The 12,635-nt window shown below is 56.1% G+C and carries 6 protein-coding genes and 1 pseudogene; 6 read left to right on the top strand and 1 reads right to left on the bottom strand.

Annotation, left to right across the window (positions count from 1 at the left end):
• Positions 1–292: 292 nt before the first annotated feature.
• Entirely contained in the window at positions 293–745 is a 453-nt protein-coding gene (locus tag ACQKP1_RS20840; protein WP_427276847.1) for a hypothetical protein, read from the bottom strand.
• A gap of 790 nt (positions 746–1,535) precedes the next feature.
• Here ACQKP1_RS20840 and ACQKP1_RS20835 point away from each other — a divergent pair.
• The 6 genes and pseudogenes from ACQKP1_RS20835 (at position 1,536) to catE (ending at position 12,586) form a co-directional block, all read left to right on the top strand.
• Positions 1,536–4,556, top strand: a complete 3,021-nt coding sequence (locus ACQKP1_RS20835) for a response regulator (RefSeq protein WP_427276846.1) — start codon at positions 1,536–1,538, stop codon at positions 4,554–4,556.
• A 125-nt stretch (positions 4,557–4,681) separates the two neighbouring features.
• A complete protein-coding gene (locus ACQKP1_RS20830) occupies positions 4,682–7,912 on the top strand; it encodes a PAS domain S-box protein (protein WP_427276845.1) in 3,231 nt (1,076 codons plus the stop codon).
• A 644-nt stretch (positions 7,913–8,556) separates the two neighbouring features.
• Positions 8,557–8,823: pseudogene (locus tag ACQKP1_RS20825) on the top strand (IS21 family transposase); the annotation flags it as partial.
• A 488-nt stretch (positions 8,824–9,311) separates the two neighbouring features.
• On the top strand, positions 9,312–9,812 hold the full coding sequence (locus ACQKP1_RS20820; protein ID WP_427276844.1) for a DUF3597 domain-containing protein: 501 nt from the start codon (positions 9,312–9,314) through the stop codon (positions 9,810–9,812).
• A gap of 44 nt (positions 9,813–9,856) precedes the next feature.
• The gene (locus ACQKP1_RS20815) at positions 9,857–10,360 is read left to right on the top strand and encodes a ferritin-like domain-containing protein (RefSeq protein ID WP_427276843.1); all 504 of its coding nucleotides are present in this window, start codon (positions 9,857–9,859) and stop codon (positions 10,358–10,360) included.
• 75 nt (positions 10,361–10,435) lie between these two features.
• Positions 10,436–12,586, top strand: coding sequence for a catalase C (catE, locus tag ACQKP1_RS20810; RefSeq protein ID WP_427276842.1), 2,151 nt, complete (start codon positions 10,436–10,438; stop codon positions 12,584–12,586).
• The last annotated feature ends 49 nt before the right edge of the window (positions 12,587–12,635 follow it).

Genomic DNA, 12,635 nt, shown 5'->3' with positions numbered 1-12,635 from the left:
AGATTGATCAGTAGCTTCGCGTCTTTTTCCGCCTGAGGCGGAGTACTGGCCTCGCCGCGAAGCTCACAGACACGAGTCAACACATAGTGGAGGACGGATAAGTCGTCGGGGCGCAGCGGTGAATTCAGCTTATGGGCAATATCGTGAATCATGCGTCGAGAGTTAGAAGAGCCCAGTCAATTGGCAATAGTGTTTTGACGGATCGGCATATCAGTCCCATCAAAAGTTAGTGATACGCCATGCACAGTTAACGGCAGCAAGCTACGACTGCAGCCATTTTGTACAAACGACGCTACGAATCGTCTTGTGGGCAACAGGCCGGTGAGCGACTTTCCGCAAATCCGGCGAGCTTCGAAAACATGACCCGGGCATGCTCCAGCCTATCGGAAATCGTTTCGACTGGTTCGGCAATGACAAGCGCTGTTGTTGATAAGTCTAGCTTGTACCCGTCAACCAGAACCAGCACGGCCCGTTCAGGAAGTGGAATTTGTGACAACGAGATCAGCGCACCAATATCCAGGTGGCTGACGGGTGAAAACGAAGCGGTTTGCAGCACCTCCGACCAAAGCACGTTCAGCAGCCAGGCCAAAGTGCTGGGAAACAGACGGCGGCGACCCAAACGGCCTTTTGCGATGAGAAGTGTCAAGCTGGTGGCCTCGTAACTCCTGTTGTCGTCCCCTGTCATGAGATAGAAGAATTTTTCTAGGGCCGGCAGGCACTCCACGACGTCAGCTTCAGTGGTCATAGCGCTCCGCAAATGCTCAGGAGTGGCACCCACAACGATGGGCAACCCTGTTTTTCTCAGCCAATCGGGGAACCAGTTTGGCGATCCCGCGTTCTTGCCCGCGGAAAGTGTGCTGTGTCAACCGGACTCGATGACATGGAGAATATGAGGGTTTTTCCGGTTTCACCTTATGGCCAACGAACTGGCAGGCGAGCTCCTACCTCATCCAGCGCACTTTCTGTTTGGGCGTTTCGAGAGGCGCAATGACAATACCCGTGAAATATCGATCACAGTCGAGCATACGTTACTCGCTGGAGGAATTTCAGGTCAAATATGATTTGCCTGCGGACGAAGCCGCGCGGTTGCATACGAAATTCGGACCGTCGGCGCGTGAGCTGGACGCAATCATGCGAGCGAAGAGTTTGCGGGGTCAGATCGGGCTGGATGAAAGAGGAAACGTATGCACCCACGGCACCGTGAGCAGCAAGCGACAAGATTCCAAGGCGGAACCAAGCGGCGCATAACGGCATCATCCCCGTCCATTCCCTTCCATCGGATCCCGAAACGGCTACAATTTTCGGAACTTATTTGACGGCACTGCGTTAAATGGCTCCGCGCTGCGCGGTGTTAATTGGCGGGCGTAATGGACTTCACACTAACAGATCCACAACAAGACATCTTCATCGGCAATAGCGAAATGGCGCTCATGATGCGTCAGCATGACTGGGCACAAACGCCCCTTGGGCCGCCGAATTAATGGCCGCAGGGTCTAAAAGTCGCGCTTCGCGTTCTCCTGACGTCAAAGTTCGAGATGTGGCTGGGGTGGGGGCCAGAAATCACGTTCTTCTATAATGATGCATATCGGCCGACACTCGGAAACAAGCACCCTAATGCCCTCGGAACGCCGACACAGGTCCTGTGGGCCGAAATCTGGGAGGATATCAAGGATCGCTTGTCGACGGTTTACGAAACTGGACAGGCCACTTGGGACCGCGCGCTTTTGCTGCTCTTGGAACGGGACGCGTATCCGGAAGAGACTTATCACACCTTTTCTTATAGCCCTTTGCTAGGGGACGACGGCAAGGTGCAGGGCGTATTCTGCGCTGTCACGGAAGAAACCGAGCGCATAATCAGTGAACGGCGCATGGGAACGATGCGAACATTGCTGTCTGGGTTGGCAGCTGCAGATGCTAAGGCTGAGGTGCTTGCCGCTTCGCGTGCCGCGCTGGTCAGTAATCTCAAGGATCTTCCCTTCAGTGCTCTTTACCTTTTCGACAAGCATGGCACTGCCCATCGGCAATGGGTCTGCGGTGCGAACAATTGTCATCCATTTCTACCGGAAGCCATCACAAGCTCTGACACCTTCTGGAACTTGCGGAGCGACGAGGACAGCCAAGCGATCCGTCTGCGGGATCTGACCGGGCTGCAAGATATTCCTACTGGAGACTGGCAACTGGAGCCAAGGCAAGCAGTGGCCATCACTTTGATGGGACAAGGAGCGGAAGGCCCCAAGGGTGTGCTCATCGCAGGGCTTAACCCTCACCGATCCTGTACAGAAGAGTATTTGGACTTCCTGAAGCTTATAGCAGGCCAAATCAGTTCACGCCTCGCAAGCGCTGAAGCGTTTGCGGCTGAAAAACGGCGCGCTGCAACACTTATTGAAGCCGGCGTGTTGCGCGACAGAGCGGCAGCAGTTCTGGAACAGCTCAACCGGCAACTGTCCAGTGAGGTGGAACTTCGAACTGCGGAGAGCGAGCGATTGCGGACGCTGTTTCAGCAGGCGCCAAGTTTCATGTGCATTCTGAACGGGCCTGATCACGTCTTTGACCTGGTGAACGATGCCTACCGCCAGCTCGTCGGGCACCGACACCTGGAAGGCTTGCCGGTAAAAGAAGCCCTCCCAGAAGTCGCGGGACAAGGATTTCTCGAACTGCTCGACGGCGTTTACCTGACGGGGAAGCCGTATGTGGGTACGAACGTCAAAGTTCAGCTCCTGCGCGAAGGTGCCAGCCTGACAGAAGAACGTTACCTCAACTTTGTTTACCAACCTATCGTCAGCGACAGCGGATCGGTCACCGGCATCTTCGTAGATGGCTTTGATGTAACCCACCAGAAGCGTGCTGAGGAGCAACTGCGAGCGCTTAATCAAGTGCTGGAGAACAGAGTGGAGGAGCGCACTTATGAACTTCAGAAAGCTTACCAACGACTGGAGGAAGAAACTCACGAGCGAGAGGCCGCCCAAACCGCTTTGCGCCAGGCTCAAAAGATGGAAGCTCTAGGCAACTTGACCGGCGGCGTGGCCCACGATTTCAACAACCTGTTACAAGTTGTCGGCGGCAATCTTCAACTCCTGGCCGAAGATGTCGAAGGCAATGAGCGAGCTGCGAAACGACTGCGTAACGCGCTGTCTGGCGTTGCCCGGGGGGCAAAGCTTGCCTCACAGCTATTAGCTTTCGGAAGACGCCAGCCACTTGAACCGAAAGTTGTGAACGTACGCCGACTGATCCACAACATGGATGATATGCTTAGGCGAGCAGTGGGCGAAGAAATTGAATTAGAAAGCATCGTTTCGGGCGGTTTGTGGAACGCGCTCATAGATCCCAACCAGCTGGAAAACGCGATACTAAACTTGGCGATCAACGCACGTGATGCAATGGGCGGACGCGGGCGGTTGACAATCGAAGCTTCCAACTCGGTTCTCGATGATGATTACGCTCGGCTCAACGATGATGTGGTTTCAGGAAACTACGTCATGGTAGCCGTGACCGATACCGGCGCTGGAATCCCTCCAGACTTGCTAGAACAGGTGCTCGAACCGTTCTTCACAACCAAGTCCGATGGAAAAGGCAGCGGTCTTGGGCTGTCGATGGTTTACGGCTTTCTTAAACAATCTGGTGGGCATCTCAAAATCTATAGTGAGGTCGGATACGGCACAACGATGAGGCTCTACATGCCACGGACAACACAGGTCGAAGACGATCTGACAGATTTGAGCGCGTATCCGATCAAGGGTGGCGATGAGACAGTACTCGTCGCGGAGGATGACGACGGTGTCCGCGAAACCTCGGTCGCTCTGCTAACTGATCTCGGCTATCACGTTTTAAAGGCACAGGATGCGCAGTCCGCGTTCGCAATCATCAGCAGCGGGGTCCATATCGATATGCTGTTCACCGACGTGGTCATGCCAGGTCCTATGCGCAGCACGGAACTCGTAGCCCAAACCAAATCACTTTTCCCTCACATGGCCATACTCTACACATCAGGCTACACCGAAAATTCAATCGTTCACGGCGGCAAGCTTGACCCTGGCGTAGAGTTGCTGTCGAAGCCATACACGCGGGAGGCCTTGGCGCGGAAAGTTCGCCATGTGCTCAACAACGCACAGCAGCAACGCCTTGCCGCCGAGCATCTGTCGCGTAGCCTAGCTGGCGGCTCAGCGCCAGCCGAAAAGTCAACCGACCCCAAAAGCACCGTCCAGCGCCAACCATCACGAGTCTTGATCGTTGAAGACGAACCGCTCATTCTGATGGCGACGATGGATATGGTCGAAGAATTGGGACACTCGGTTAACGAAGCAAACTGCGCAGAACATGCTCTTCAGCTGCTTGAACGGAAACAGGTGGACGTCCTATTGACTGATGTGGGGCTTCCCGGGATGCAAGGGACAGAACTGGCCCGCGTCGTTCGCAATAGATGGCCTAAAGTCAAAATCATCTTTGCCAGCGGGGATAGCGCGGCCAGAGCCTCCTCTGGAATTACTGATGCTCTACAGTTGCCGAAACCTTTTTCGCTGGATGAACTTGAGGACTGTCTGGCGATTGCCTTGAACTAGATCCGCCTGTTGCTGAGCGAATAGTCTTCAATCGACATCGTTGTGCTGCGGATACTTTCTGGCCATAACTAGCGAATTAACTGGTGCGCAGTGCTTCGATCACCGCCTTCTGATTGGACAGAACATTGACTGATACCGCTGAACAAGTTTTTGCCGAAAGCAATTTTGCGGCGATTGTGGCGCACTGCGAGGATGCAATCATCAGTGTGTCGCTCAGCGGTGTGGTAACAAGCTGGAATTTCGGAGCGGCCAACCTGTTCGGCTATACATCGGACGAAATGATCGGAAAGCACATTAGCCAGATCATTCCATCTGAACGCCATACGGAAGAGGATGAAATCCTCGCTCGCATTACCCGCGCTGAGCGAGTAAGCCACTTTGAGACACAGCGCGTGCGCAAGGATGGCGAGGTCCTTGAGGTTTCTCTCGCCGTTTCCCCGATCAAAGACCAGAACGGGACTGTGATCGGTGCTTCAAAGATTGCCCGTGATATTACCGCGCGCAAACGGGTCGATGCCGCAAGGCAGAAGCTTGCCGACTGCTCGAGGCTTGTCGGCCGTCAGTTCCTAGATGCCATTGTAGAAGCCCTCGCCGAAGCGTTGGGGGTTCGTTGGGTAATGCTGTGCGACCTCCATCCATCGGATCCGGCGCGGGCTCGAGTTTTGTCCGGATGGAGCGATGGGCAACGCCAGACATATTACGAATATGATCTACGTGGCACGCCGTGTGCGAACGTTCTGGGTGAAGATCTGTGTTTCTATCCGGCAAACGTTGCTGGCATATTCCCGCACGACAAACTGTTGTCAGACATGGGAGTCCAGAGTTATCTCGGTGTTTCATTGCGAGGCACGGATGGCCGGAGCATTGGCCTACTCGCAGTTCTCAACGACCGGCCATTCGATCGTACCCGCCAACCAGAGGAAACGCTTCAACTCTTCGCCGGCAGGGCGGCTGCCGAGTTGCAGCGAATGACCTCGTCCTCAGCCAACGAACGGCTGGGTCGGATCGTTGAGGACGCGGCGAGCGAAATCTTCATTTTTGACGCTCAAACGCTAAATTTTGTGCTGGTCAATCGGGGGGCACGTGAAAACCTTGGCTACTCTATGGAAGAGTTGAGCCACTTGACCCCGATCGATATAAAACCACGCGTCACGCCCGAGGAATTCGAACGTCTGATAGCACCGCTTCGCACGGGCGAAAAACTCGTCCAGCATTTTGATACTGTTCACCAGCGCAGAGATGGTTCGGAGTACAACGTTGCTGTGGCGCTTCAGCTTCTGCACGATCAGGCGCGACCAGTCTTTTTCGCAGCCATTGAGGATACAACAGAGCGTGACGCAGCGCTTCGCGCACTGGAACACGTTTCTCAACGTCTCGATACTGTTCTCAACAATACCATGATGGCCGTGTTCCTGATGGATCATCGCCAAGAGTGCGTCTACATGAATCCCGCCGCAGAACGGCTGACAGGGTACACCTTTGAAGAGACACAAGGGCGGCCCCTCCACGACGTCATTCATCACACCTATCCGGATGGCCGGCCCTTCCCTTTGCACGAGTGTGCGATCGATCGGGCATTTCCAGAAGAGAATCAGGTGCAAGGTGAGGAGATGTTCATTCGCAAGGATGGCAGCTTCTATCCCGTAGGGTTCACTGCAAGCCCTATCCGCGACAACAGTGGGAAAGCAGTCGGAACGGTTATCGAAGCGCGGGATATATCTGCTGAAATCGAGGCGCGCGCAGCGCTGGAGAACTTTAACGCTGCTCTCCAGAAACGCGTTGATGAAGTCGTAGCGGAGCGGGAAGCGATTGAAAGTCAATTACGCCAGGCGCAGAAGATGGAAGCAGTTGGTAAACTGACTGGTGGGATTGCCCACGACTTCAACAACCTCCTCCAGGTCATCGGTGGAAATCTTCAGCTGCTGACACGTGATGTAGCGGGAAACATTCGCGCCGAGCAGCGTGTGCAGAACGCGATTTCTGGGGTTTCGCGGGGAGCAAAGCTTGCCGCACAGCTGCTTGCATTCGGGCGCAGGCAGCCTTTGGCACCCAAGGTCGTCAACTTGGGCCGACTGGTCAGGGGCATGGATGATCTTCTTCGGCGTGCGCTTGGAGAGGGTGTGGAGGTTGAAACCATGATCGCCGGCGGCCTCTGGAACGCATTGGTTGACGAAACACAGGTTGAAAACGCCATCCTCAATCTGGCAATCAACGCCCGCGACGCAATGAGCGGACATGGTAAGCTCACGATTGAGGCAGGCAACGCATATCTGGATGACCGCTACACGCGTCAGTATCCCGACGTGGAGCCCGGACAATATGTAATGATAGCAGTGACCGACACGGGCACTGGCATCCCGCAGGACATCATAGATCAGGTGTTCGAACCCTTTTTCACCACCAAGCCGCCGGGACAAGGTACCGGTCTTGGCCTGAGCATGGTCTACGGTCTGGTTAAGCAATCGAATGGGCACATCAAGGTCTATAGCGAGCTAGGGGAAGGCACAACGTTCCGGATCTATCTGCCGCGGATAAGGCAGCAAGAGGCCGCAGTTTCAGCGGACTGGACCGGTCCCGCTCGCGGCGGCAACGAAACCATACTTGTCGTCGAAGATGACGATGAAGTGCGAGTTACTGTGGTCGAATTGCTGAGTGACCTCGGCTACAAAGTTCTGCGTGCAAGGGATGCTGCCAGCGGCTTGGCGATCATCGAGAGCGGAATGCCGATCGACCTCTTATTCACCGACGTCGTCATGCCGGGTCCTTTGAAAAGCCACGAAATGGCTAAAAGGGCTCAAGAGCGGCTTCCCGGATTACCGGTTCTGTACACCTCAGGATACACGGAGAACTCTATCGTTCATGGTGGCCGCCTCGACGAACATGTGGAGCTGCTGAGCAAACCGTACACGCGAGAAGACCTCGCACATCGAGTACGTGCTTGCCTCGACCGATCAAGCGGTCAAAGTCCACAAGGAGTGTCCCCGAGCAAGGGACCCGCAGCAGCGCCTCGCCAGCTGAACGTGTTGTTGGTGGAGGACGAACCGCTGATCCGAATGTCGGCGTTCGACATGGTGAGCGATTTGGGCCATGTCGTGTACGAGGCGGGTGACGCACATGAGGCATTAAAAATGCTGCAGGATCACCCGATCAATGTGATGATCACCGATATCGGACTACCCGGTGTATCCGGCACGTCCCTGATTGCTGAGGTGCAATCCCGGTGGCCGGCAATTAGAATTGTCATCGCGTCTGGTCTGGCAAATCCTGATCCTGCAGACAGGTCCCGTTCACCATCTGGTGTGCTCTGGCTCGACAAACCGTATACATCTGATGACCTTAAACGAGTATTGGGCTGATATGCAATTGTGGTCACCTGATACTGTCTTTACGAAACCATGGTCTCACAGCAAGTAGTCGGCCTTCTCAATTCGTCACTTGAGCCGAAGGATTTATAGTAGCGGTCATCCCTCCGCCGGAGCCTCTCCAACGCCAAGCGTTGAAGCGCTATACTCACCTCAGAGAAATTCAGTGGTCACGACCAAAACACTCGACGATCTCCTCCCCGCTATTTTGAGGGACATTGCCACGTTGTTTGGCGTTGGTCGCGGGTCGGCAAGGCGTATACATTTAGGCAATGTAATGTAGGCGCCGCATCCCCCATGGGCTTGCGTGGATTTTGAGGTTTACTGCGGATGCGAGAAGGTTTCCTGCTTTGTCTGAAGATTGGCATAGCGAAGAAGGATTTCGTCAATCGCCAGTAGGTTGTCGACCTGCGCCGCGTAAACCGACATCGACTAGTTTATATCAAGGTTCAGGTGGCGCGTTGTCACGGCGTTGTAGCAAAACCAGCTGTCAAGTTGGTGGCGACAAACGGCCAAGAAATTCTGGTCTTCCTGTCGAGTTTCTGTCGGGTCTTTATGAAAGCGGAGGTGCCGAGCGAGCGTGTGTGCCTTTGGCGATTACAGCGGAGCCATGGAAAAAGCCGCCGCGCACGACTTAGGACTGGCGACATTATTTTGCTGTCATCCCGCGCAAACCCGATGCCCTGCGCAGTGGCGCACCCTTTCCGGAATTACCGACGACCTTCAAGCAGTTGCGAGGTCAGATGCTTCGCCGCTCCGGCGGTGATTGTGAAATGGCTGATATCTTTGCTCTCGTTCTTCATCACGACGAGCAAGGCCTCGTCCGGACTGTGGAGCTGACACTGGATGCGGGCGTGGCGACCAAGACGCACGTGTTTAACCTACTGTACCGCGTGGTCGACGGCTAGACTAACGATAGGCCCGACATCGACACATTAGGCACCGGCCTTGGCTCGCGAAGCCAATGTCAATGTAGAACGCTACAATGGCTCACGTGTCCTGATAGTAGAAGGTCGCCAAGCGCCATGATCCAGCCGGCGCTACCGTCGCTGTCATGCCGTATTGCCTAAAGTTATATGGCATGCCCTCAGCAGTCACTGGCTTGTTCGAGCCATTCGCTTAGAGACACTGCCTGTAAAGAAACAAGCCAACCAACGTGCACTAAGTAGCATCGCGGCTGTCCACGCGCTCGTTGAACCGGGGAGCCTTGCGCTTGGAGACCGCCGCGAAGGAATTTTGCTCCCGCGCCTGAGGCAGAAGGAACCGCGATCTGTCCACCGCGTTAATCGGCGGGGCGACAGCACATCCATTTTTCGCGACGGCCGGGTACACACGCGTGCTGCAGCTCCGGAGCGGATCGAGCGCCCTGACCGAGTCATAGCAGGAGAAATGAATGAGCATCTTCGACCGCATCAAGGACGCAATTTTTGGCGAAGCAAATGCTGCGCCTGCCTCGCAAGGGTCAAGCATGGGCTCCACGGCACCGGCATCTTCAGCCACGGCTGCCACTCAACCGCACGCCCAATCAGGGGCTGCCACCCCGGCCGCCAACACTCCCGAACCGTCCGCAGCACAGACCGCAAACCCTGCTCCGCAGATGGAAGGAGGCGCTGGTTACAGCGGAAACTCCCGGGCTCCTGTCGACGTCGAATCGATCCTCGACGAAGCGGCAAAGACGTCTGGCCAAAAGCTCGACTGGCGCCACTCAATTGTTGACCTGATGAAGGCTCTCGGCATGGACGCCAGCCTTGGAGAGCGAAAGGAACTGGCGCAGGAACTAGGCTACACCGGCGACGCCGATGGCAGCGCCAAAATGAACTCTTTTCTTCACAAGGCTCTCATGAAGAAGCTGTCGGAAAACGGAGGGAAGGTCCCCGCAGACCTGCTTGACTGAACCAAAATCTTAGACCTGATTCTCAATCGAAACGGAGTAATGAAATGGCAGCCACCAAGACACTGGACGACCTGTTCCTCGACACTCTCAAAGATATCTACTTCGCAGAGAAGCAGATCTTGAAGGCCCTTCCGAAGATGGCCCGCGCCGCCAATTCGGAAGAAGGAAAGGCAGGCTTCCTGCAGCACCGCGACGAGACCCAGGGCCAGATCGAACGCTTGGAACAGGTCTTCGAACTGCTCGGAAAGGCGGCGCGCGGCAAGACCTGCGAAGCCATTCAGGGCATTATTGCCGAAGGCGAAGAGATCATCGAGGAGTTCAAAGAGTCTGCGGCTCTGGATGCAGGGCTCATCTCATCCGCCCAGGCAGTCGAGCACTACGAGATCGCCCGTTACGGCACGTTGATCGAGTGGGCCAAACAGCTTGGTCTGAAGGACGCCGTACCCCTGCTGGAGGCCAACCTCGCCGAGGAGAAAGCGACAGACGAAAAGCTCACGCAGCTCGCGAAGGCCTCTGCGAACGCCAAGGGCAAAAGCAAGACTTCCTGAGGGCCCAGTTCATTATTCAAGGCCGTCCCACAGGGGCGGCCTTTTTGTATCCAGCCATCACCAAAGGGGAAAAACATGGCAAAGCGTATAAAACGGGCGACCCGCTCGTCCTCTTCCACGGACATTGTCACCATCCATGATCAGCAGCTTCACCGAGGCGCGGGCGGCGAACTCCACCAGATCGCAGAGGACGGTGCCGACGTGTTGACCACGTCGCAAGGCGCACCAATCACCGACGACCAGAACTCTCTTCGGATCGGCGCCCGCGGTCCGCTGCTGATGGACGACTTCCATTTCCGCGAGAAAATCTTCCACTTCGACCACGAGCGAATTCCGGAACGCGTGGTTCACGCACGTGGCTATGGCGCCCACGGCTTCTTCGAAACCTATGAATCCTTGGCCGACCTCACTCGCGCCGACATCTTTCAACGCGCAGGTGAAAAGACGCCTGTCTTTGTCCGCTTTTCCACTGTCGCCGGCAATAAAGGTTCTGCGGACCTCGCCCGTGATGTCCGCGGTTTCGCCGTGAAGTTTTATACGCAGGAAGGCAACTGGGATCTCGTCGGAAACAACATCCCTGTCTTCTTCATTCAGGACGCAATCAGGTTTCCGGACTTAGTACATGCCGCAAAGCAGGAGCCGGACCGGGCCTTTCCCCAGGCGCAGACCGCCCACGACAACTTCTGGGACTTCATCAGCCTTACACCGGAAAGCATGCACATGGTCATGTGGATCATGTCCGACCGCACCATCCCACGATCTTTCCGTTTCATGGAGGGGTTCGGTGTACACACCTTCCGTTTCGTCAATGACAAAGACGAGTCTACGTTCGTCAAGTTCCACTGGAAGCCAAAGCTCGGCCTCCAGTCGGTTGTGTGGAACGAGGCTGTGAAGATCAACGGCGCCGACCCCGACTTCCATCGTCGCGATCTCTGGCAGGCGATCCAATCCGGCAACTATCCGGAATGGGAACTTTCTGTGCAGCTCTTCGATCAAGAGTTTGCCGACAACTGGGACTTCGATGTCCTCGATCCGACAAAGATTATCCCGGAAGAGTTGTTGCCGGTAAAACCAATCGGCCGTCTCGTGCTCGACCGCATGCCGGACAACTTCTTCGCGGAGACCGAGCAGGTCGCGTTCATGACACACAACGTTCCGCCGGGGATCGACTTCAGCAACGACCCTCTTCTTCAGGGCAGAAACTTTTCCTACCTCGACACGCAGCTCAAGCGGCTTGGCGGACCGAATTTCACGCACCTTCCCATCAACGCACCGAAGTGTCCCTTCCACAACTTCCAGCAGGACGGGCACATGGCGATGCGCAACCCGGTCGGCAGGGTAAACTACCAGCCGAACTCGTTTGGGGAAGGTCCCCGGCAGGCCCCGTCCCGAGGATACCGCCACTTCCCGACCGAGGAGAACGGCCAGAAAATGCAGCTGCGTCCGGAAAGCTTCGCCGACCACTATAGCCAGGCCCGCCAGTTTTTCCTCAGTCAGACGCCGCCCGAGCAGCGGCACATCGCGATGGCACTCACGTTCGAGCTAAGCAAGGTCGAGACAGTCGCTATCCGCGAACGGATGATCTCGCACCTGCTGAACATCGACGAGACGCTCGCCACCACCGTTGCCCAGAAGCTCGGGATCCAGACAATGCCTAAACCCGCCGACGCTGCCATGCCCACACGTCAGGATCTAGAGCCGTCTCCCGCGCTTAGCATCGTGCAAGGCGGACCGAAGCGGTTTGAGGGCCGCAAACTCGGCGTGCTTGTCACGGATGGCGTCGATGCAAAGCTCCTCAAAAAGCTGATGATGGTGATCGAGAAGGAGAAGGCTTTGGTCGAGTTGATTGCGCCGAAGATCGGAGGCGTGACCGCGTCCGACGGGACCTGGATAGAGGCGCAGCACATGATCGACGGTGGCCCCTCGGTGTTGTTCGACGCCGTCGCCGTCCTCGCGGCTCCGGCCGCAGTTGAGGATTTGGTGAAGGAGGCGACAGCACGGGACTTCGTGGCGGACGCATTCCAGCACTGCAAGTTCATCGGCTACGACGAGAGCGCTTTCCCGCTTCTCGTCAAGGCTGGCATCACCGACGATCTCGACGAAGGCACGATCGTGCTTCCCGGTGAAGGGGGGGTTGCCGCTTTTGTATCCGAACTCGGGAAGTTGCGGGTGTGGGGCCGGGAGCCTGCTCTTAAGCTCGGCAAAGCCTCTCCTCCCGTTGAGTGAAGATCAGGCGCGGACCTCGTGTCCGCGCCGTTCCCCCTAAGGTGAGGGA

Origin of the sequence: Allorhizobium sp. NPDC080224 (genome assembly GCF_050281005.1) — a bacterium.
Classification (GTDB): Bacteria; Pseudomonadota; Alphaproteobacteria; order Rhizobiales; family Rhizobiaceae; genus Allorhizobium.
The sequence above is the reverse complement of the archived record's forward strand: the minus strand, read 5'-3'. Positions and strand labels throughout refer to the sequence as shown.

Coding starts and splice junctions, on each gene's coding strand:
- ACQKP1_RS20840 (WP_427276847.1), bottom strand. CDS start 745: ATGACCACTGAAGCTGACGTCGTGGAGTGCCTGCCGGCCCTAGAAAAA.
- ACQKP1_RS20835 (WP_427276846.1), top strand. CDS start 1,536: ATGTGGCTGGGGTGGGGGCCAGAAATCACGTTCTTCTATAATGATGCA.
- ACQKP1_RS20820 (WP_427276844.1), top strand. CDS start 9,312: ATGAGCATCTTCGACCGCATCAAGGACGCAATTTTTGGCGAAGCAAAT.
- ACQKP1_RS20815 (WP_427276843.1), top strand. CDS start 9,857: ATGGCAGCCACCAAGACACTGGACGACCTGTTCCTCGACACTCTCAAA.
- catE (WP_427276842.1), top strand. CDS start 10,436: ATGGCAAAGCGTATAAAACGGGCGACCCGCTCGTCCTCTTCCACGGAC.